The 21,700-nt window shown below is 70.2% G+C and carries 18 protein-coding genes, 1 tRNA gene and 1 pseudogene; 10 read left to right on the plus strand and 10 right to left on the minus strand.

Features of this window, described 5'->3' with window-relative positions:
- Window positions 1–4 precede the first annotated feature (4 nt).
- Together AB0O28_RS27250 and AB0O28_RS27255 are read right to left on the minus strand one after the other, a co-directional pair.
- Window positions 5–778, minus strand: coding sequence for a 3'(2'),5'-bisphosphate nucleotidase CysQ (locus AB0O28_RS27250; protein WP_363644892.1), 774 nt, complete (start codon window positions 776–778; stop codon window positions 5–7).
- A 3-nt stretch (window positions 779–781) separates the two neighbouring features.
- The gene (locus AB0O28_RS27255) at window positions 782–2,179 is read right to left on the minus strand and encodes a sugar transferase (RefSeq protein WP_363644948.1); all 1,398 of its coding nucleotides are present in this window, start codon (window positions 2,177–2,179) and stop codon (window positions 782–784) included.
- Window positions 2,180–2,512: 333 nt separating this feature from the next.
- Here AB0O28_RS27255 and AB0O28_RS27260 point away from each other — a divergent pair, with 333 nt between their 5' ends.
- Window positions 2,513–4,063, plus strand: coding sequence for a cellulase family glycosylhydrolase (locus AB0O28_RS27260; RefSeq protein WP_363644894.1), 1,551 nt, complete (start codon window positions 2,513–2,515; stop codon window positions 4,061–4,063).
- Window positions 4,064–4,477: 414 nt separating this feature from the next.
- On the plus strand, window positions 4,478–5,092 hold the full coding sequence (locus AB0O28_RS27265) for an exonuclease (protein WP_363644896.1): 615 nt from the start codon (window positions 4,478–4,480) through the stop codon (window positions 5,090–5,092).
- Here the strand turns inward: AB0O28_RS27265 and pth are convergent.
- Window positions 5,067–5,678, minus strand: a complete 612-nt coding sequence (gene pth, locus AB0O28_RS27270; RefSeq protein ID WP_363644898.1) for an aminoacyl-tRNA hydrolase — start codon at window positions 5,676–5,678, stop codon at window positions 5,067–5,069. The two genes, AB0O28_RS27265 and pth, sit on opposite strands and share 26 nt — an antisense overlap.
- A 76-nt stretch (window positions 5,679–5,754) precedes the next feature.
- Window positions 5,755–6,351 carry a 50S ribosomal protein L25/general stress protein Ctc gene (locus AB0O28_RS27275; protein WP_363644900.1) on the minus strand — a complete coding sequence of 199 codons (597 nt, stop codon included), beginning with the start codon at window positions 6,349–6,351 and terminating at the stop codon, window positions 5,755–5,757.
- A 546-nt stretch (window positions 6,352–6,897) separates the two neighbouring features.
- On the opposite strand from AB0O28_RS27275, the gene trpS reads away from it, so the two are divergent.
- Window positions 6,898–7,989 carry a tryptophan--tRNA ligase gene (trpS, locus tag AB0O28_RS27280; protein ID WP_363644902.1) on the plus strand — a complete coding sequence of 364 codons (1,092 nt, stop codon included), beginning with the start codon at window positions 6,898–6,900 and terminating at the stop codon, window positions 7,987–7,989.
- A 47-nt stretch (window positions 7,990–8,036) separates the two neighbouring features.
- Here trpS and AB0O28_RS27285 read toward each other — a convergent pair whose 3' ends face one another.
- From AB0O28_RS27285 to AB0O28_RS27305, 5 genes and pseudogenes are all read right to left on the minus strand, one after another.
- Window positions 8,037–9,014, minus strand: a complete 978-nt coding sequence (locus AB0O28_RS27285; RefSeq protein ID WP_363644904.1) for a ribose-phosphate diphosphokinase — start codon at window positions 9,012–9,014, stop codon at window positions 8,037–8,039.
- 269 nt (window positions 9,015–9,283) lie between these two features.
- Entirely contained in the window at window positions 9,284–10,753 is a 1,470-nt protein-coding gene (gene glmU, locus AB0O28_RS27290) for a bifunctional UDP-N-acetylglucosamine diphosphorylase/glucosamine-1-phosphate N-acetyltransferase GlmU (protein ID WP_363644906.1), read from the minus strand.
- A 178-nt stretch (window positions 10,754–10,931) separates the two neighbouring features.
- Window positions 10,932–11,002: transfer RNA gene (locus AB0O28_RS27295), tRNA-Gln, on the minus strand.
- Window positions 10,988–11,257 carry a hypothetical protein gene (locus AB0O28_RS27300; protein ID WP_363644952.1) on the minus strand — a complete coding sequence of 90 codons (270 nt, stop codon included), beginning with the start codon at window positions 11,255–11,257 and terminating at the stop codon, window positions 10,988–10,990. Before AB0O28_RS27300 ends, AB0O28_RS27295 begins: the two co-directional genes overlap by 15 nt.
- Window positions 11,249–11,468, minus strand: a pseudogene (locus AB0O28_RS27305) (epoxide hydrolase); the annotation flags it as partial. The pseudogene AB0O28_RS27305 and the gene AB0O28_RS27300, both read right to left, overlap by 9 nt.
- 274 nt (window positions 11,469–11,742) lie before the next feature.
- On the opposite strand from AB0O28_RS27305, the gene AB0O28_RS27310 reads away from it, so the two are divergent.
- From AB0O28_RS27310 to AB0O28_RS27340, 7 genes are all read left to right on the plus strand, one after another.
- A complete protein-coding gene (locus AB0O28_RS27310) occupies window positions 11,743–12,681 on the plus strand; it encodes an acyl-CoA desaturase (RefSeq protein ID WP_363644908.1) in 939 nt (312 codons plus the stop codon).
- Window positions 12,682–12,958: 277 nt separating this feature from the next.
- Window positions 12,959–13,975 (plus strand): TetR family transcriptional regulator, encoded by a 1,017-nt coding sequence (locus tag AB0O28_RS27315; protein ID WP_363644950.1) that lies wholly within the window; start codon window positions 12,959–12,961, stop codon window positions 13,973–13,975.
- Window positions 13,976–14,118: 143 nt separating this feature from the next.
- Complete coding sequence (locus AB0O28_RS27320; RefSeq protein ID WP_363644910.1) at window positions 14,119–16,215, plus strand: RNA degradosome polyphosphate kinase; 2,097 nt, start codon at window positions 14,119–14,121, stop codon at window positions 16,213–16,215.
- 14 nt (window positions 16,216–16,229) lie between these two features.
- The gene (locus AB0O28_RS27325; RefSeq protein ID WP_363644912.1) at window positions 16,230–17,105 is read left to right on the plus strand and encodes an NUDIX hydrolase; all 876 of its coding nucleotides are present in this window, start codon (window positions 16,230–16,232) and stop codon (window positions 17,103–17,105) included.
- A gap of 91 nt (window positions 17,106–17,196) precedes the next feature.
- Window positions 17,197–18,060, plus strand: a complete 864-nt coding sequence (locus AB0O28_RS27330) for a hypothetical protein (RefSeq protein WP_363644914.1) — start codon at window positions 17,197–17,199, stop codon at window positions 18,058–18,060.
- Between the two features lie 14 nt (window positions 18,061–18,074).
- On the plus strand, window positions 18,075–18,683 hold the full coding sequence (locus tag AB0O28_RS27335; protein WP_363644916.1) for an ATP-binding protein: 609 nt from the start codon (window positions 18,075–18,077) through the stop codon (window positions 18,681–18,683).
- A complete protein-coding gene (locus tag AB0O28_RS27340) occupies window positions 18,683–20,173 on the plus strand; it encodes an ASCH domain-containing protein (protein WP_363644918.1) in 1,491 nt (496 codons plus the stop codon). Before AB0O28_RS27335 ends, AB0O28_RS27340 begins: the two co-directional genes overlap by 1 nt.
- Before the next feature lie 57 nt (window positions 20,174–20,230).
- Here AB0O28_RS27340 and AB0O28_RS27345 read toward each other — a convergent pair whose 3' ends face one another.
- The gene (locus AB0O28_RS27345) at window positions 20,231–21,688 is read right to left on the minus strand and encodes a CYTH and CHAD domain-containing protein (protein ID WP_363644920.1); all 1,458 of its coding nucleotides are present in this window, start codon (window positions 21,686–21,688) and stop codon (window positions 20,231–20,233) included.
- Window positions 21,689–21,700 lie beyond the last annotated feature (12 nt).

Genomic DNA, 21,700 nt, shown 5'->3' on the forward strand with positions numbered 1-21,700 from the left:
TCCTTCACGGAGTCTGGCGATGCAGGTCACGGATTCCGGCGAGCAACGTTGGCGCCAGATCCGGTAGGGAGACCAGGATATCCGGCAGTGAGGGGTCCCCCTGGTTGTAGGTCAGGGGTGAGCCGTCGATCCTGCTCGCGTGGGCTCCCGCCGCGACCGCCACCGCGACCGGCGCGGCCGAATCCCACTCGTACTGTCCCCCGGCGTGCACGTACGCCTCGACCTCTCCGGTGAGGACCGCGGCGATCTTGGCACCGGCCGAGCCGATGGGGACGAGTTCCCCGCCGAGGCGGGCGGCCAGCTCACGGACGAACTCGGGCGGCCGGGTGCGGCTTACCGCGATACGGATCGGCTCGCGCACCTTCTCCGGCAGCTCGGGCGGCGCCGCCGTCGTGAGCGTGCGACCTTGGGCGGGCAGGGCGACCGCACCGGCCGTCAGAGAACCGCGTTCCCACAGGGCCACGTGCACGGCCCAGTCGGCGCGGCCCTGCTCGGAGAACTCGCGGGTGCCGTCGAGGGGGTCGACGATCCACACGCGCTCGGCCGACAGCCGCCGGGGGTCCATCCGCTCCTCGCGGGTCGCCTCCTCCGACAGCACCGCGTCGTCCGGCCGCAGCCGCGCCAGCGCGTCCATCAGGAACCGGTGCGAGGCCTGGTCTCCGGCGTCCTTCAACGCCCGGGCGTCCGCGAACCCGAGACGGGCGCGCAGCTGCGACAGCCGCTCCCCCGCCTCCGTCGCCAGCTCCCCGGCGAGGGAATGGTCGTCCCGCATCGTCATTTCTCAGTACGCTCCCGCCCCGCGCGCCACCGCGGACCACGTCTTCCATAAGATCTGCAGATCCAGCATGAGAGACCAGTTCTCGACATAACGTAGGTCCAACCGTACCGATTCCTCCCATGAGAGGTCAGACCGGCCATTGACCTGCCACAGCCCGGTCAGCCCCGGCCGCACCACGAGCCTGCGGCGCACGTCGTCGCCGTACCGCGCGACCTCCTCGGGCAGCGGCGGGCGCGGCCCGACCAGCGACATGTCGCCGCGCAGCACGTTGATCAGCTGCGGCAGCTCGTCGAGTGAGTAACGCCGCAGCGCGGCGCCCAGCGGGGTCACCCGGGGATCCCTGCGCACCTTGAACAGCACGCCGTCGGCGTCGCTGGCCAGCTCGACCTTGCGGGCCTCCGCGTCGCGCCGCATGGTGCGGAACTTGAGGATCGTGAACTCCGCGCCGTCCCTGCCGACCCGCCGCTGGCGGAACAGTGCGGGTCCCGGGCTGGTCGTCCGTACGGCCACGGCGACGGCGGCCAGCAGCGGGGCGAGCACGACCAGCACCGTGGCGGCGACCAGCCGGTCGAACACGTCCTTGACCAGCCGGCGCCCTCCGGCCAGCTCCGGATGCTCCACGTGCAGCAGCGCAAGCCCGGCGACGGGCCGGATCGCGGTCCGGGGGCCGGCCACCTCCATCAGCGCGGGCGCCACCACGAGATCGGTGCGCGTGCGCTCCAGCCGCCAAGCCAGCCTGCGCAGCGCCGTGCCGTCCAGTTCGGGGCAGGCGAGCACCGCCACCGTGTCCGCCCGGACCTGCTCCACCACCAGCGGCACATCGGTGAAGTCGCCCAGCACCGGCACGTCCGCGACCCGGCCCGTGGCACCGGCGGGGACGCAGCCGGCCACCACCTCCATCCCGTGGTAGCGCTCGCGCCTGAAGGTGCCGACCAGTTCGGCGATCGCCGCCCGGTGGCCCACCGCCACCACCCTGCGCATGCAGCCCTCTCCCCTGGCCCGCCTGCGGTGCAGCCGCCGCCGCAGGCCGTACCTGGCGCCGAGGGTGAACGCGGCGGCGAGCGGCAGCGCGATCAGGACCCAGCCGCGGGCGATGTCGGTCTTCGACGCGTACGCGCCGATCGCGACGCCCGCGACCAGCATGAAGCCGCCCCGCGCGATCCGGCGGAACTCCTCCGCACCCACGCCGATCAGCCGCGGCTCGTACGCGCGGTTGAGGATGAGGATCAGCGCCCAGACGGCGGGCAGCGCGGCGCTCGCCATCACATACGGCATCACGTACGGGGCGACCTCGCCGAACCGGATCACCACGCCGGCGACCCCCGCGGACAGAGCACTCACGATGTCGCACGCGGCCGCGGTGCGCCGATATCGGACGGCCCACGCGGGCGGCCGGGACATCGGATGGGCACGCGTCTCCCGTGCCGTGCCGACGGCGACCGAGGACGTGTCACCGTCCAGCACTGTCGCCCCCCGCGGTTTCAACGACTACCGAGCGTGAGGGAATGCTAGCCGCCCGACCCGGCGGCACAGGGAGATTCCATGCAACTTCCGGCTTCGAGCGACGCTTTTCAGCGTCGATCAAGTAGACGGTTCACACCACGGCGCCGGAGCAGGCGATCGCCCGTAACCCGTGAAATGCGCTTTTATCAAGATCGCGCCTGTGATAACCAGGATGAGCCGGGCCTGCACGCGCCCGATGGGCCTTGGGCCTCCCCCTACGAAGGAGCGTCGATGAGACGATTACGGACGGCGACGGCACTTACCGCGCTCGCCGTGCTCACGAGTCTGGTGACGACCCCCGCCATGGCGGACCCCGGCCCTTCCCGGGCCCCCTGGGGCCGCACCTTCGTCAAGCGCGTGGGCACCCAGCTCACGATCGGCGACACCGGCACCCCGTGGCGCTTCGCCGGGGCCAATGATCAACTTCTCGCCCAGAGCAGTCCCGAGGCGGTGGGCAGCGTCCTCAGCCGCGCGCGAACGGCCGGCCTGAATGTGATCCGCGTCGCCGGTTCGAAGGAGATCGGCGAGCAGGACGGCGCCTCCGATGGTTACTTCCAGTACTGGGACGGGACCGGCCCCGCCTACAACGACGGAGACGACGGTCTGCGGAAGCTCGACCGGGTGCTGGCGGTGGCCGAGAGATCCGGAGCCAAGGTGATCATCCCGCTCGTCAACGACTGGACGGGCTACGGCGGCATGGACCAGTACGTCCGCTGGGCCGGCGGGCAGTACCACGACGAGTTCTACACGAACACGACGATCAAGGGCTGGTTCAAGGACTGGATCAGCCACCTGCTCAACCGGGTCAACACGCTGACCGGCGTCGCCTACAAGAACGATTCCACGATCATGGCGTGGGAGCTGGCCGACGCGCCCCGGTGCGAGGGGACGGAGGACGGCTTGCCCACCTCGCCCGATTGCACCGCGGCCACGATCACCGCCTGGGCGGACGAGATGTCCCGGTACATCAAGTCGGTCGATGGCAGACATCTGCTGAGCGCGGGTGACGAGGGCTTCTACTGCACCGACCCCGGTGGCCCCGACCCGACGGACAACTGCGGTAAGGGCGTCGACACACTCGCTCTGGCCGGGCTGCCGGAGATCGACCTGATGTCCCTGCAGCTCTTTCCGGACAAGTGGGGCAAAGACGCCGCTTGGGGCACGACCTGGATCACCAGGCACCTCGCCGACAGCCGCGAAATCGGCAAGCCGGTGGTGCTCAGCGCCTTCGGCCTGCTGAACAGGGCCGTGCGCAACCCCGCCTACAAGGACTGGACGGACGCGTTCAGGACCGGTGGCGGCGCGGGCTTCGCCTTCTGGCAGATCAACGAGGAGATCTCCGGCCAGATCGTGCCCTACAGCGACGGCTACACCGTCAACTGCCCCGGCCCGGTGTGCCTCACCCTGGGGAACGCCGCCTCGCAGATGCGCGGCCTCGCGCCAGGGCCCTTCGCGCCGGTGGCCGACGACGACGCGGCCACCACGGCCTCACAGACCGCGGTCACGATCGACGTCACCGCCAACGACATCGCCTACGACGCCACGATCGATCCGGATTCGATCGACCTGGACCCCGCGACCGAGGGACGTCAGACGAGCTTCACCGTGCTCGGCGGAACGTTCACGACCGACGCCTCGGGAAAGGTCGTCTTCACCCCTTCTCCGGGCTTCTCCGGACGGGGCCCCACGGCGACGTACACCGTGCGTGAGAGCAGCGAGGCGGCGAGGGTGTCGAACAGCGCCCGGATCCGGGTGACCGTCAAGGGCGGCTGGGGAAGGTAGGACGGCCCGAAGGACGTGCGCGGTCCGTGCCTCTGGATCCCTTCGGCATCTTTCCCGTCGGCACCATCCGCGCGCAGTGATCGCCTGACGTGCGGTGCGGGCAGGGCTCCGGCGCCCCGCCCGCACCCTGCCCGCACCCTGCCCGCAAGGGGGGCGGACCGGGGGACGCCGGGCCTGCCACCGCCGGGGGCGCCCGCCGACGCCTCCAGACGCTGTCCAGCGATCGCCAAGGGGTACATTGCCAAGCGGAGACGTCCGGACCATCGTCCGGGCGCAGGGGATGACCATTCCTCCCGGCCACGGACGGCCGGGATTCCCGGCGGCTGGAGATCATTGAAAGCCGAAACGTATATATCGGTTGATGTCGAGGCGGACGGCCCGATTCCGGGGCCGTACTCGATGGTCAGCTTCGGCATGACCGTAGCCGGCCGGATGACCGGGCGGCGGTTCGAGCGGACCGACCCGGAGTCCCGAACGTTCTACGCCGAGTTACGGCCGATAAGCGACGACTACGTGGCGGAGGCGCTGGCGGTGAGCGGTCTCGACCGGACGACCCTGCTGCGCGAGGGACGCGACCCGGCCGAGGCGATGACGGCGGCGGCGGCCTGGGTGCGTGAGGTGTGCGGCGACGACCTTCCGGTGCTCGCGGCCTTCCCGCTGTCGTACGACTGGATGTGGATGTACTGGTACTTCCTGCGCTTCACCGGGGAGTCGCCCTTCGGGCACTCGCGGTGCATCGACATCAAGACGCTGTACGCGGCCAAAGCCGTGGTGCCGGTGGCCTGGGCGACCAAGCGGCAGATGCCGCGCGAGGTGCGCGCGAAGCGCCCGCACACGCACAACGCGCTCGACGACGCCATCGAGCAGGCGGAGCTGCTGCAGAACCTCATGCTGTGGCCCGGCGCCGTCCGGCAGCGCGACGCGAGCGACGGCGGCGGGGCGACTCCGCGGGATCTCAGCGGGGCGGCTTCGCCGGATCGCAGTGGGACGAGCTCACCGGGTCTCAGCGGGGCGGCTTCGCCGGATTGAGGTCGGCGGCGTGGAAGCGGTTCTGCGTCGCCTCCAAACCGGCGGTCATCAGCGACTCCACCATGTCGGCGGCCCGGTCCACCAGGAACGGCAGGTCCTTGCGCTCGGCCGTGGCGAAGTCGCGCAGCACGAACGTCGCCGGGTCCATGCGGCCCGGCGGTCGGCCGATGCCGAACCGGATGCGCGGATAGTCGCGCGTGCCCAGCGACTTCGTGATCGACTTCAGGCCGTTGTGGCCGTTGTCCCCGCCACCGGTCTTCGCGCGCAACGCGCCGTACGGGATGTCGAGCTCGTCGTGGACCACGATCACCCGGTCAGGGACGACCTTGTAGAAGTCGGCCAGCGCCTTGACCGGGCCGCCCGACAGGTTCATGAACGACAGCGGCTTCGCCAGCACCACAGGGAGCACGGCCAGACGGCCCTCGACCACCTCGGCCCGCGATTTGTGCGCCTTGAACCGCCCGCCCACCCGGGCCGCCAGTTCGTCGAGCACCATGAAGCCCACGTTGTGCCGGTTCCCGGCGTACTCCGGCCCGGGGTTGCCCAGGCCCACGACCAGCCACCGCTGCGTGGCCGCGTCGGACATCGCTGTCTCCTCTGTCGCCTCACACGGAAGAGTCCTCCACAGGACACCCTGTGGAGGACTCTCTCACGAACAGGTGCTACTCGGCGGCCTCGGCGCTCTCGCCCTCGGCGGCCGCGCCCTCCTCGGGCAGCTCGGCGACCGGGGCACCGATCACCTGCAGCACCAGGGCCTCGGGGTCGCCGGCCAGCGTGGTGCCCTCCGGCAGGTTCAGGTCGCTCGCGTGCACCGCGAAACCGGCGTCCTTGCCGTCCACGTCGACCTCGACACCGGTCGGGATGTGGGTCGCCTCGGTCTCGACCGAGATCGTGACGAGCTGCTGCTCGACGATGGCGCTGCCGATCGGGTCGCCGGTCACGGTGACCGGGATCTCGACGGTGACCTTCTCGCCGCGCTTGACCAGCAGCAGGTCGACGTGCTCGAGGAAGCCCTTGATCGGGTCGCGCTGGACGCCCTTCGGCAGCGCGATCTCGTCGACGCCCTCGCCCCGCAGGCGGATGAGCACGTTCGGCGTGCGCAGCGCGAGCAGCAGGTCGTGGCCGGGGAGGGTCAGGTGCTTGGGCTCGGTGCCGTGGCCGTACAGGACAGCGGGGACCTTGTTCGCCCGGCGGATCTTGCGGGCGGCGCCCTTGCCGAACTCGTTGCGAAGCTCGGCGGCGATGAGTACTTCGGACACGGCACATCTCCTAGGGATGACTCGATCGGCGGATTTGCGCGCTCCCCCTCACCCGCCCTAGCGGAAGGCGTTACGAGCGCAACCCTCACAGCCTACCGGTTGTCGTGCCGGAGGCGCGCCATGAGCAAGCCCCGCGCCGCTCGTCGAGGCGCTCACACCCGCCGGGTCGTGCCGGAGGCGCGCCAGGGGCAACGCCCTCGTCACGCGCTCGCTCGTTCCTCGCTGCGCGCGTTCCTCCGTCCAGACCGGCGGCGCGCCCCTCCGGCTCGCTCGGTGTTTCCCGCGTCGCTCATCGAGGCGCTCACACCCGCGGGGGACGCGGCAGGGACACGGCCCGCGTCGCCCGGGGGCTCCCGCCGGCCCGTGGCGGGTGGTTACACTGGCCGCGTGATTCGTACGTCGTGTCAGGGCTGGTGGCGCTCCACATAGGAGCGGCCATCTCACACGCGTACGACCGGGCCGTTCGGATGGACGGCCCTTTTTCGTGCTCCCTGGACGAGGGGTCGCCATCGCGGACGGCGGACCACCTGCCAAGGGAGAGACCACATGATCGCGAGCCTCGACATCACCGCGTCCGACGATCTCGGCGTACCGGCCGCGCAACGGCGCAGCGCCGAACTGGAGAGACAGATCCTTGAGCGGCCGGGACGGTTCCGGGCGCTGACCGGCGACCGGCCGACCGGCCGGCTGCACCTGGGGCACTACTTCGGCACCCTGCACAACCGCGTCCGCCTTCAGAACCTGGGCGTGGACATGATGGTGCTCGTCGCGGACTACCAGGTGCTGACCGATCGCGACGTCGCCGACCGGCTCGCCGAGCGCGTGGAGGACCTGGTGCTCGACTACCTGGCCATCGGCATCGACCCCGGCCGGGCCACGATCTTCACGCACAGCGCGATCCCGGCCCTCAACCAGCTGCTCCTGCCGTTCCTCAGTTTGATCTCGGTCGCGGAGCTGAGCCGCAACCCCACGGTCAAGGACGAGATCACGCACTCGCGTCAGTCGGCGGTCAGCGGGCTGATGTTCACCTATCCGGTTCACCAGGCGGCCGACATCCTGTTCTGCAAGGCCGGCCTCGTCCCCGTGGGGCAGGACCAGCTGCCCCACCTGGAGGTCGCCCGCACCGTCGCGCGCCGCTTCAACAAGCGCTACGGCGCCGCCTCGAAGCCCGTGTTCCCCGAGCCCGAGGCCCTGCTGTCCGCGGCGCCGCTGCTGCTCGGGACCGACGGCGGCAAGATGAGCAAGAGCCGGGGCAACGCCATCACCCTGGCCGCGACCGCCGACGAGACCGCCAGGCTGATCCGCGGCGCGAAGACCGACGCGGAACGTCACATCGCGTACGACCCGGCGGGCCGGCCCGAGGTCTCCAGCCTGGTCCTCCTGGCCGCGCTGTGCCTCGGCCGCGACCCGCACGAGGTGGCCGAGGAGATCGGCGGCAGGGGCGCGGCCGCGCTCAAGTCCGTCGTCACCGACGCGGTCAACGGCTACTTCGCGCCCATCAGGGCTCGGCGCGCCGATCTGGCCCGGGACCGCACCCACATCCGCCGGGTGCTCCGCGACGGCAACGAGCGCGCCGCCGCCATCGCCGACGCCACGCTCGGCGAAGTGCGTGCGGCGATGAACGGCGTCTACTACTGACTACCGGCCCCCGGGCCCCCGGATGCGGCCGGGGCCCGGGGCGCGGTTCAGCTGTCGCCCTCGAAGAGGCTGGTGACGGAGCCGTCGGTGAAGACCTCGGTGATCGCCCGGGCGATCAGCGGGGCGATCGACAGGACCGTGAGGCTGTCGAACCTCTTCTCCTCCGGGATGGGCAGCGTGTTGGTCACGACCACCTCGGAGATGCGGGAGTTCTTGAGCCGGTCCACGGCCGGGTCGGAGAAGATGGCGTGCGTGGCGGCCACGATGACGTCGGTCGCGCCGTGCTCGTACAACGCGTCGGCCGCCTTGCAGATCGAGCCGCCGGTGTCGATCATGTCGTCGATCAGCACACAGGTCCGGCCGCGCACCTTGCCGACGACCTCGTGCACCTTCACCTGGTTGGCCACGTCGAGGTCGCGCCGCTTGTGAATGAACGCCACCGGCGTGCCCAGGCTGTCGGACCAGCGCTCGGCCAGCCGTACGCGGCCGGTGTCGGGGGAGACGATCGTGGTGGTCGCCGGATCGAGCTTGCCGCGCAGGTAGTTGATCAGCACCGGCAGGGCGAACAGGTGGTCCACCGGGCCGTCGAAGAAGCCCTGGATCTGCGAGGTGTGCAGGTCGATGGACATCATCCGGTCGGCGCCCGCCTGCTTGAACAGGTCGGCCATCAACCTGGCGGTGATCGGCTCGCGGCCGCGGCCCTTCTTGTCCTGCCGGCTGTAGCCGTAGAACGGCATGATCACCGTGATCCGCTTGGCGGAGGCCCGCTTGAGGGCGTCCACCATGATCAGCTGTTCCATGATCCACTGGTTGATCGGCGCGGTGTGGCTCTGCATGACGAAGGCGTCGCAGCCGCGCACCGACTCCAGGTATCGCACGTAGATCTCGCCGTTGGCGAAGTCACGCAGTGCGGTCGGGGTGATCTCGACGCCGAGTTCGTTCGCGACCTCGTCGGCCAGTTCGGGGTGGGACCGGCCGGAGAAGAACATCAGATTCCGCTCGCCGGTCGTCTTCTTGCCGCTCATGCCGCGCTCCTCGCGTGTCGAGCCTGTTCGCCGTGTCGGGCCTGGTGCGGCCGGACCGGCCGTGGCGCCGTTCCCTCGCCTCGCCAGGGGCCGGAAAACCCCTTCTCCCGGTCGATGTGGTCGGTCACGGTGTCCTCCTGGCCTGGCCCTTCGGCGCTACGCGGTCGAACCGCGCCTCGTACTCTTTCCTGTCCCCGTACGGCCCGCGGGGAGGCGGGCCGCAGGTGGTCCTGCTCGCCGGCCCTGGTCGCCGGCCCTAGTCACGGGCTCTAGTCACCGGCGGGGTCGCCGCCGTCCGCCGCGGCCGCGTCGCGGGCCTCGATCGCCCGCAGGGCCGCCTCCGCGGACCGGGTGCCGGCGCGGCGGCGCGTCACCCAGCCCTCGATGTTGCGCTGCTTGCCGCGGGCGACCGCCATCGCCCCGGGCGGCACGTCGGACGTGATCACGGATCCGGCGGCCGTGTAGGCGCCGTCCCCGATCGTGACCGGTGCGACGAGCATGTTGTCGCTGCCCACGCGTACGTGGTCGCCCACGACGGTGTGGTGCTTGGCGACGCCGTCGTAGTTGACGAAGACGCACGCGGCGCCGATGTTCGAGCCGATCCCGATCGTCGCGTCGCCGACGTACGTCAGGTGCGGGACCTTGGAGCCCTCGCCGATCCGCGCGTTCTTGGTCTCGACGAACGCGCCGATCTTGCCCTTGAGCCCGAGCACGGTGCCGGGGCGCAGGTAGGCGAAGGGGCCCACGGCGGCGCCGGGACCGATCTCCGCGCCGTCGGCGACGGTGTTGCGCACGACGGCCTCCTCGCCGACGACCGTGTCGGTCAGCGTGGCGCCCGGCCCCACCTCTGCTCCCGCCCCGATTTTCGTGGCCCCCTTGAGCTGGGTGCCGGGGTGGATCACGGCGTCGGGTTCCATGACGACCTCGGCGTCGACCCACGTGCTGGCAGGGTCGACGACGGTCACCCCGGCGCGCATGTGCGCCTCCAGGATGCGGTCGTTGAGCACGCGCCGGACGAAGGCGAGCTGGACCCGGTCGTTGACGCCCTCGACCTCGGCGTGGTCGGCGGCCACGTGCGCACCCACCCGGTGGCCGTCCTCGCGGAGGATGGCCAGCACGTCGGTCAGATACTCCTCGCCCTGGGCGTTGGCGGCGCCGATCCGCTTCAGGCCGTCGGCCAGCAGCGCGCCGTCGAAGGCGTACACGCCCGAGTTCATCTCGCTGATCGCGCGCTGCTCGGGGGTCGCGTCCTTCTCCTCGACGATCTCCAGCACCGCGCCGTCCTCGTCGCGCACGATGCGGCCGTAGCCGGTCGGGTCGGGCACGACGGCGGTCAGCACCGTGACGGCGTTGCCGTCGGCGGCGTGCCGGTCGAGCAACGCCGCCAGGGTCTGCGTGCGCAGCAGCGGCGTGTCGCCGTACGTCACCAGGACGGTGCCGTCGAACGGACCCTCGGCTTCGAGCGCGGTGCGCACGGCGTGGCCGGTGCCGTTCTGCTTGTCCTGCACGACCGTACGCACGTCCGGCGCGGTCGTCGCCAGGTGGGCGCCGACCTGCTCACGCGCATGCCCGATGACCACGAGCAGCCGCTCGGGCGACAGGCCGCGCGCGGCGGCCAGCATGTGGTCGACGAGCGCTCGGCCGCAGACCTCGTGGAGGACCTTGGGGGTTTTCGATTTCATCCGGGTGCCCTCGCCCGCGGCGAGGACGATCACGGCTGCCGGGCGCGGCACACTCACGGACTGAGGCTCCCTCGGCGTCGCGGCTTACTACACGGATCGTGGTGACACGAATCTGGGGCTTCCACGCGTCCACTACCCAGGAACCGCACGGTCACCCGCTCGACAAGGTGAGCTTACCTGCCGTCCCCCAGGAGGGAACCAGCCCCCCTGGGGCGCGAACGGACGGATGAACAGGCTCCCGGGGGAGGATTCGAACCTCCGTTGACAGAACCAAAATCTGTAGTCTTGCCCCTAGACGACCCGGGAAGGACGAAACGTCCCGTTTTGTCGGATTTCGGCCGTCGCCGGAATCCGCGCACTCAGGATACAAGCCGACCCCTCGCCGCGCGCCCCCAAAAAGTCAGCGGCCGTCAGCGCCCGTCCGCACCCACCAATGCCACCTCGACGACGACGCCGCCGCCCGGCGGTCTCGGTGGAGCAGTAGATGCTCACATCGGTGAGCATCCGGTCGAGGTCCACCGCGTCCTCGGGCAGCTCGCGGGCCAGGTCCGTCCGGTCCATCAGCTCCGCCCACGCCCGCTCGACCCGCCGCAGGTCCCAGGCGGTCTCCGTGGTGGGGCCGGAGAAGCCCGACCCCGGGGGTCGACGGGGCGACGACGTGGAAGGCCGCTGCCGGATCGCCGCCGTGCGCCGCCGGGTCGGTGAGCGGGCCGATGACCCGCGGGAACTCCGCGACCGAGCCCGGCCGGCCATGCGTGACGATCAGCGGCACGTCGCTGCTGCATAGCGCAAAGTGCGGCGATTTTGGATGTTACGGAGAGGACATTGCGGGCAAGTCGCGGTGGACGCCGCGGCATCGACGGCGCGGCCGGAAGCAAGCATGAGGCGTTACCAGATGGCCGACCGTTGGTGCAAGGCGTGGATTCGCCACCAGATGCGTCCCGGAGCGTCACCTTCCACACATTCGCTCTTAGGAATTCCTAACTTACGATGGCGTAGGTTACGGTTGCGTAGCCAGAAATTCTTCCCATCTCGTGAGGTAGCCCATGACCGTCCTGACCGACCGTCCCTCCCCACAGCCGAAGCCGGACTTTGAACCCGAAGGCAAGAGCAAAGCCGATCTGGTCGTCTTCGCACTCGTCGTCGGCCTTCCGATCCTCGCGGTCATCGTCGCGGTGCCGTTCGCCTGGGGATGGGGCCTGGGCTGGACGGACGTGGCGATCGCCGGCGTCTTCTACATCGTGTCCGGCTTGGGGGTCACGGTCGGGTTCCACCGCTACTTCACGCACGGCTCGTTCAAGGCCAACCGGCGTCTGAAGATCGCGCTCGGGATCGCCGGCAGCCTCTCGCTGGAGATGTCGGTGCTGGACTGGGTCGCCGCCCACCGCAAGCACCACAAGTTCTCCGACAAGGAGGGCGACCCGCACTCGCCGTGGCGGTTCGGGCCCGGCTTCAAGTCGATGTGCAAGGGTCTGCTCTACGCGCACGTGGGCTGGCTCTTCGAGGTCGAGCGCGTCAATCGCGCCAAGTACGCCCCGGACCTGCTCAAGGACCCGGACATCATGAAGCTGCACCGGTGGTTCCCGACGCTGGCGATCACCTCCCTGCTGCTCCCGGCGGCCCTGGGCGGCCTCATCACCTGGTCCTGGCAGGGCGCGCTGACCGCCTTCTTCTGGGGCACGCTGATGCGGATCGGACTGCTGCACCACGTCACCTGGTCGATCAACTCCATCTGCCACGTGTTCGGCGAAGAGGTGTTCGAGTCGCGTGACAAGTCCCGCAACGTGTGGTGGCTGGCCATCCCGTCGTTCGGCGAGTCGTGGCACAACCTGCACCACTCCGACCCGACCTGCGCCCGGCACGGCGCACTCAAGGGCCAGATCGACCTCAGCGCGGGTCTCATCCGCTGGTTCGAGAAGGCCGGATGGGCCCACGACGTGCGCTGGCCGACGCCCGAGCGGCTGGCGGCGAAGCGCATTGCCTGACGACTCTGTCAGCGCTGACGGCAGGGCCGCTCCGCTGAACGCGGCGGCCCTGTCCCTCACACCGGCATCTCTCACACCGGCATCCCTCAGAGCGGCGCCCGCTTCTCCGCCGGCGCCCTCCGTACCCCCGGCACCGGCCGGCACCGGCACTCGTACGGCCCCCGCCTCCGCGGTGGCCGTACCGGCGCGTCCGGCGGCTCCTTCCAAGAAAACGGCGACTCCTTCGAAAAGAACGGAGACCGGCCCGAACCGGGTTCGGGCCGCCGCACCCGCCATGATGGAACCCGTGAGCGAGTCCTCCCGATCCCGCAGACGCATGACCGGCGCGGAGCGGCGCGAGCAGCTGATCCAGGTCGGCCGTGCCCTGTTCGCGGACAAGGGCTTCGACGGCACGTCGGTCGAGGAGATCGCGGCCAGCGCCAAGGTGTCCAAGCCCGTCGTGTACGAGCACTTCGGCGGCAAGGAAGGCATCTACGCCGTCGTCATCGACCGGGAGATGCAGCGCCTGCTCAGCCTGGTCACCCAGGCCCTGTCGGCCTCGCACGCCCGCGTCAAGCTGGAGCGGGCCGCGCTCGCCCTCCTGCAGTACATCGAGGAGAGCAGCGAGGGCTTCCGCATCCTGGTCCGCGACTCCCACGCCGCCTCGGGGACGGGCACCTTCGCCAGCCTGATCAGCGACATCGCCAGCCAGGTGGAGGACGTGCTGGCGGACGAGTTCAAGGAACGCGGCTACGACCCCAAGCTCGCGCCGATGTACGCCCAGATGCTCGTGGGGATGACCGCCCTCACCGGACAGTGGTGGCTCGACGTGCGCAAACCGCGCCGCGAGGAGGTCGCCGCCCATCTGGTGAACCTGTCGTGGAACGGCCTGACGGGCCTGGACGCCAATCCCGTGCTCACCGGCGCGACGCGTGGCCTGGTCCTGTCCCCCACCGTGGACACCCGTGCGTCGAGACCCGCCGAACGCGACTCGAAAGAGCAGGACAAGCTCCGTCGCGAGCAGGAGAAGGCACGCGAGCGTGAGCAGCGCGAACGCGCCAAGCAGCTCGAACGCCAGCAGCGCGAGCTGGAGAAGGCCAAGGAACGCGAGCAGCGCGAACGCGCCAAGGAACTCGAACGGCAGATGAAGGAGCAGGACAAGCTCCGCCGCGAGCAGGAGAAGGCGCAGGAACGTGAGCAGCGCGAACGCGCCAAGGAACTCGAACGCCGCCAACGCGAGCGGACCAGGGAGCTGGAACGCCTGGCGCGCGAGCGGGGCAAGGGACTCGACCGGCAACACCACGGGGAGATCTGACCTTCCGGCCGGCGGCCCGTGGGCGGTCATGGGAAGCAGGGCGGGCAGGTCGACGCGCGGGACGTGTTCGGGGGAACCGACCTGAGGCTTTCGTTGCTACGGCGTTAACGTTATGTTCAATATTTGAGGGCATATTTCGTCATATGTCCGCCCAAAGCCCCCCCGCCCGTGAGCCGGAGGAGGCCGACCTCCCCGCGCACGCCCCTCTGCCCAGCGATCGGTTCCTCAACCGGGAGGAGAGCTGGCTCCAGTTCAACGAGCGCGTCCTGGAGCTGGCGGAGGACTCCTCGCTTCCGCTGCTCGAACGCGTCCGGTTCCTCGCCATCTTCGCGAGCAATCTGGACGAGTTCTTCCGCGTACGGGTGGCCGGGCTGAAACGGCGAATGGCGACCGGCCTGCTGCTGCGGACGACGGGCGGGCTCAAGCCGAGCGAGGCGCTGTCGCGGAGCGCGACGGTCGCCGACGAGCTCGCCCGCAGGCACGCGGCGGTCTTCCACGAGCGCCTCTGCCCCGCGCTCTCGGAGAAGGGCATCGCGATCGTCCGCTGGGACGACCTCGCCAGGGACGAGCGGACGGCGCTGCGCAAACTCTTCCGTGAGCGGATCCGGCCGGTCCTGACGCCGCTGGCCGTCGACCCCGCCCACCCTTTCCCGTACATCTCGGGCCTGTCCCTGAACCTGGCCGTGATGGTGCGGAACCCGGCGAACGGCCACACGGTGTTCGCGCGGGTGAAGGTCCCCTCGCAGCTCCCCCGGTTCGTGACCGCCTCGCCGAGCAGGTTCGTCCCGCTGGAGGACGTGATCGCGGCGCATCTGGGCGAGCTGTTCAAGGGCATGCAGATCGTGCAGCACCACGTCTTCCGGGTCACCAGGAACGAGGACCTGGAGATCGACGAGGACGTCACGGAGAACCTGATGAAGGCGCTGGAGCGAGAGCTGCTGCGCCGCCGGTTCGGGCCGCCGGTGCGGCTGGAGGTCGAGGACACCATCACCCCCGAGGTGCTCGAACTGCTCGTGGACGAGCTGGGCGTGGCGGACAACGAGATCTACCGCTTACCCGGGCCGCTCGACCTGACCGGGCTGCACGCCATCGCCGACCTCGACCGCCCCGAGCTCCACTACCGGCCGTTCGTCCCTGCGGAGGCGATCAGCGCCGAGGACGACCTGTTCGCCACCCTGCGCGAGCGGGACATCCTCATCCACCACCCGTACGACTCGTTCGCCACGAGCGTGCAGCGGTTCGTGGAGGAGGCGGCGGCCGACCCGGACGTACTGGCGATCAAGCAGACCCTCTACCGGACCAGTGGCGACTCGCCGATCGTGGACGCGCTGATCGACGCGGCGGAGGCGGGCAAGCAGGTCGTGGTCGTGGTGGAGATCAAGGCGAGGTTCGACGAGCACGCGAACATCTCCTGGGCGCGCAAGCTGGAGACGGCCGGGTGCCACGTCGTGTACGGCGTGCTCGGCCTCAAGACCCACTGCAAGCTGTCGATGGTGGTCCGGCAGGAGGCGGGCGGCGAGCTGCGGCGCTACTGCCACATCGGCACCGGCAACTACAACCCCAAGACGGCCCGGCAGTATGAGGACTTCGGCCTGCTCACCGCCGATCCGCAGGTGGGCGAGGACGTCACCGACCTGTTCATCCACCTGACCGGCTACTCCCACCAGTCGGAGTATCGCCGGCTGCTGGTCGCGCCCGACTCGCTGCGCCAGGGCCTGCTCGCCCGGATCGAGCAGGAGATCGCGCACCGGGTGGCGGGCCGCCCGGCCCGGATCCGGATCAAGACCAACTCGATGGTGGACGAGCCCGTCATCGACGCGCTGTACCGCGCGTCGCAGGCGGGGGTGCCGGTGGACCTGTGGGTACGCGGCATCTGCACCCTGCGCCCGGGCGTGCCGGGCCTGTCCGAGACCATCCGCGTACGCAGTGTGCTCGGCCGCTTCCTCGAACACTCCCGGATATACGAGTTCGGCGGGGGGCGGCGGCCGGAGATCTGGATCGGCAGCGCCGACCTGATGCGGCGCAACCTGGACCGGCGGGTCGAGGCGCTGGTCAAGGTCGCCAGCCCCGAGCACCGCCGATATCTGTCCCATCTGCTCGACATGGCGTTCGAGGACACCACCACCACGTGGACGCTGCACTCGGACGGCAAGTGGCTGCGGCACCGGGGCGAGGTCGACCTCCAGCACCACCTCATCGCGAGCCGCCGCTGGCGGGCCGTGGACGACGGAACGGAATGATGGCGACGGCCGACATGACGACGACTGGCATGGTGAGAGCGACCGGGGCGGTCGTCTGGCGGGGGGACGAGGACGCCCCGGAGGTCGCCCTCGTGCACCGGCCGGCGTACGGCGACTGGAGCCTGCCCAAGGGGAAGCTCAAGCGCGGCGAGCACGTCGTCGCGGCGGCCCTGCGTGAGGTGCGGGAGGAGACCGGCCTTCGGGTCGTGCTCGGCCGCGCGCTCCCGCCCGTGCACTACAGGCACGACGACCGGCTCAAGCGGGTGGACTACTGGCTCGCCCGCGCTCTCGATGACGACGAGGCCGCGGCCGACGGCGACGAGGTCGACGAGATCGCCTGGCTGCCGATCGCGGAGGCGCGGCGGCGCCTGACCCACGCGTGGGACCGCGGCCTGCTGCGGGCCGTCGGCGCCGCTCCCCTCGTCACCACGCCGCTGATCCTGCTGCGGCACGCGCTGGCCGGCTCCCGCCAGGAGTGGAAGGGCGACGACGACCGGCGCCCGCTGGACGAGCGCGGCCGCGCCCAGGCCGAGATCCTGGCCACGGTGCTCGGGGCCTACCGCCCGGCCGTCCTGGTCAGCTCGCACAGTGATCGCTGCACGCAGACGCTCGAGCCGTACGCCGAACGGCACGGGCTGGAGGTGCGCGAGGAGACGGCGCTGTCGGAGAGCGGCTATGACGCGCGCGAGGCGGAACGCATCGTGCGTGATCTGCTCGCCGGGCGCGGGGCGGCGGTGTTGTGCAGCCACGGCAAGGTCCTGCCCGAGCTGCTGGGCATGGCCCGTCGTGCGCCGTACGGCATGGGCGACCGCAACATCGCCAAGGGCGGCTTCGCCGTCCTGCACCACGTTTCCGGCGACACCGTCACTTTCGAGCGCTACGTCACCTGACCACCCCGGCAGCGCGGGCCAAATGCTGGGCATTTTGTGGGCATCGTGCTTGACTGTTTTCATGCCCAGAAAAAGCCCACTAGAGCCTGAGGTGATCGTTGCAGTCGGCCGCCTGGTGCGACACGGGCTGCCGGTCACTCCGGCCGCCGTCGACCCGGTGCTGCTGGAGTTGCGCGGGATCACCGCGAGGGCGGTGGATTCCGCCGACGTGGCCAGCCGGACCGCGGCGTTGGACGGCACGCTACGCGGTCTGCTCGCCCGCTTCTCCGACACGCGATACGCGACCGCGGCCCGAGCCTTGTTCGGGTTGCCGCCGTCCGAGCCCGGCCAGAACCTGACCGTGCGCCGCGAGCGGGCGGCCGAACTGGCCGGGCATGAGGTGCATCATTTCCGCAAGCGGGTCGAGCCAAAGCTGATCGAACGGGTCGCTTGGGAACTGCTGGCTGACGCCGACCGATTCACACGCCTGCCGATGATCGCGCCCCGGCTCGCACCGGTCGGCAGCAGGCAGCCGGTGCAGGCCGATCCGTTCGCGTGGGAGGTCTCCGAACACGAGGAGCACCTGTGCCGGTTGTGGTCGGCGCTGTACGCCGCCCACGCCGAACTGCTCACCGTTGAGCGGCTGATCAGTCTGAACGCCGACCGGATCGACGTCATGCACGCCGTAGTGACCGCCGCCTGGCGGTGGGCCGCCGCCCGCGCCGAGGCGATCGGTTACACCACCGCGTTCGCCCCCGACCTGGGAAAGACCTCCGCCGACGAATTGGTCGGCCTGGCAGGCTGGACCCCAACGCTGACCGAAGCACAGACGTCCCGGCTGACCGAGGCCGCATCCGGCGGCGCCACCCGCGAGCAGTTCGTCCACGCCCTGCACAACGAGACCGAACTGGGCAACACCTGGATCAACGGGTTCCTCGCCATGCCGGAACCCGCCAACACCATCACCGCGCAGTAGAACGGATCACCGCAGTGACCACCACCAGCACCACCGCCCTGGCCGCCGCGTTGGAGGCCGCAGCCGCGGGTGACCCGCGCCGCTACGTCATCACCGGCGGCCCCTCCTCTGGGAAGGACGATCTGATCGCTGCCGTGCACGCCGCCGGCATCCCATGCATGATCGACGAACCCGGCCGGGAGATCTACCGCAAGCACCGCCAACGGCTGGGTCGGCACCTGCGCCGGGAGGACCGGCGCGAGTACTCATTGGAGGTGCTGGAGGCGTTCATCGCCGAGTACACCAGCCACAAGCACGGCATCCGTCTCTACAACCGGGGCATCCCTGACGGGTACGGGTGGGAGGCGTTCTTCGGTTTGCGCCCAACCCGCGAACTGGAGGAGGCGACCCGCCTGTACCGGTACGACGCGGTCTTCGTGCTCGACCCGCTGGACACCTTCGAGGACCCCGACGACATCGTGTGGGCCAAGGACCGGGAGATCCGCCGGGTGCACGAGCTGATCGTGCAGGGCTACTACGACGCCGGCTACCAGCCGGTTTTCGTCCCGGCCGACTCTGCGGCAGCCCGGCTGGACTTCATCTGCGCGAACCTGCGCCTGCCCAAACCGAGCAGAGGAGCGTGATGCCGTTGTTGCGCAACGGGAAATCCGGGAAGCCGAGGTTGCTGCTGTCGCCGAACAGCGTTCTGGCCAACGCGCTGCTGCGCTCGATCGACCTCCTGCGGCCGCGCGTGCTCGCGGCGCGGCCGATCCAGATCGAGTTCGTGGTCGGCACGCAGATCAACGGCGCCCCACACCTGGGTACCAACCTGGTGCAGACGGCGGCGTTCCTGCTGGCCAAAATCGCCCGCCGGGAGTTCTCCATCGACACCACAGTGCGGTTCGGTGCGCTGGACAACGCCCCTTACGACGTGGTGCTCGACCCGGAGACCCACCACGCCTACCAGCAGACCTACTTCCACGCTCTGGGCAAGGACAAGATCGGCGAGCTTATCGAGGGCTACTACCGGGCCTTTTTCGACTCACTGTCGGAGGCGACCGCTACCGAGTACGCGATCGAGACCTATACCGACCAGCAGGCCACACCCGGCTTCCGGGCGGAGTTCCTGCGCACTCTGGAACGTATCGAGGACATCCGCTGGTGGATGGCTCCCTCCCACGGCGTGGTACATATCCGCGTCCCGTGCCCGGCGTGCGGATGGGCGGAGAAGCGCGCCGACCGCACCAAGCTCGCCCGGCTCGATGAGGACGGTGCGACGTTCACCGCGGTGTGCCTGGACCACGGTGGCTACGAGGTCCACATCGACCCCGAGGACGACCAGCCCTACCTGGACCTGGCCACCTTGTATCGGAACCTCGTCAAGGAACGCGCGCTCGGCCGCGACTCCGGCACATTGCACGTGATGATGAAGGGCGGTGACTGGGCGTTCGGCTGCCAACTCGTCGATGGTGCCCTCGGCGCACTCGGCACCCCGCCAGCCGCGATGCCGATGCGGATCTTCACCCCGCAAGTCCTGGCGCCGACCGGGGCGAAGCTGTCCAAGTCGCTGCTGCGCGAGCAAGGCAAAGGCGTCCTGCCCGCCGACGTCGAGCCGTGGATGCTCGACACCACCGCCTGGCCTGGGGATGTCGACAACTATGTCGACGCGCTGGTGTGGTTGGTCGGCGAGCTGCTGACCGACCCAAAGCACTTTTTCCGTTCGTTCACTGTCAAGGAGCTGGGCCGCCTGATGACCGTCCGTCCGAGCTCTCTGCCCGTCCGCGCCCACGAGATGGGCATTTACAAGCGCTACTTCGACTTGATCGTCCAGGGGAAGAAGACCACGGAGATTCGGGTCAACGACTCCAGCCGCAAGAAGATCAAGGAGGGCTCGCTGATCCGGTTTCGCTGCCAGGGTGACGAGGTGCTCACCCGCGTCACGAAGGTGGCCCGATACGCCAGCTTCGAGGAGATGTTCGACCACGAGTCGGTGGCCTCGGTCAACCCCATGGCCACCCGTGAGGAGCAACTCGCCAACATCCGGCAGATCTATCCGCCCGAGCGGGAGGCGCTGGGCGTCGTGGCCATCGGCATCGAGCTGGTCGACCCGCCCGGCCCAGCACGACCGGTGTGAGTGCGCCCGATTGTTCCCGCGTATTACGGCGACCCCGATGCGGGCGACCGGCGGCGATCAGACGAGGCGGGACCAGACGGAGGGGAACTCCTCGTGGGCTCGGGCCGCCTCGGCGCTCTCGATGCCCGCGAGCACGCCATAGGTGAAGGTGTCCTCCCCGGCCTGCCTGGCCCTTTCCGCCTCCTCCAGCAACACGCCCTGGGCGACGACGCCGTCCTGGTGCCGTCCGAGCACCTCCTGCACCTGCTCGGCGCGCTCGGCCACGCCGGACATGCCGGCGGTCTCCGCCGTGTATCGGGCGCGCTTGGCGGCCTTGCGCACCTCGTGCATGGCCGTCTCTCGCTCCTCGCCCTCCTCCATGCCGCGGGCCACGTCGTAGGCGTCGATCACCCGTCGCCAGTTCCTGTCCACGATCTTCGACAGCGCCTTGTCCGCGTCCTTGGCCGCCTTCGCCGTCAGCGGCGGGTCGGCGGCCAGCGCGTCGAGGGCGTCGAGCAGCGCGAAGTAACGCTCCCCGCCGAGCGCGGCCCGGATGCGCCCGTACGCGTCGTGCTCCCTGGCCGACAGGTCGTCACCCAGTCGGCGGCGCACGTCCCCCGTGACGAAGCGGGGGTCGAGCCCGTCGAGGCGGGCGGCGAAGCGGGCCCGGATCACCTCCAGGTCGCGGGCCTCGCCCAGCACCTCGCCGAGCCACTTGAGCTCCTCCTGGAGGCGTTCGGTGCCGGCCACGATCCGCTTGAACGCCTTGAGCGCGCTGCGCAGACGGCGGCAGGAGACCCTGGCCTTGTGGACGGCGTCCTCCTCGGCCAGCCGCACGTACGGGTCCCGCGCGAGCAGCGCGGCGACGTGAGCGCGGAGGTAGGCGACGACGACCTCCCCGGCGGACCCGGGCTCGGGCCGGGTCGTGGGCCGCGGCGCGGGTATGCGGTCACCCAGGACGCGGGCGAGCTTGCTCGCGCTCTCGGCGGGAGCGGCGCCCGCCTTGCGCAGGCGCTTGGCCACCTTCTTGAGGAGGTCGCGTCCGCCCTCCTTGAGCTCGGCCTCGACCTCGCGCCAGCGCCGCACCACCGGCTCGTCCCCCAGCACCGTGCCCTTGACCCGGTCATCGGCGATCTCCACGAGCACCGTGTCGCCCGGCCCGAGCAGCCGGGTGACCCCGCGCCGGGTCTCCAGCTGGGCCACCGGGGCGAGCGGGGCACCACGTGTGTACGCGAGGACGAGACTCGCCAGCTCGGCGGGCACCACCGTGGCGCTGCGGGTGAGCGGCCGGGTGATCTCCTGGCGGGCGCCCTTGACCTTGGGCAGCTTGAGGTGCCAGCCCTCGTCGTCCCCGCCGCGCCGCCGGCGCAGGGTGACACCACGGGCCGCCAGACGCAGGTCGGTGGTGTCGAAATAGACGGCGGTCAGCCGGTGGGAGAGCGGCTCGGCCACCCGCTCGCACCCGGGCACGCCGCCGAGATCGGGCAGAGCGAAGCCCTCCGGAACGTCGAACTTGTCCTCGATTTCCAGCGCCACCGTTCCCCCTGC

Source organism: Microbispora sp. NPDC088329 (genome assembly GCF_040685655.1).
GTDB lineage: Bacteria > Actinomycetota > Actinomycetes > Streptosporangiales > Streptosporangiaceae > Microbispora.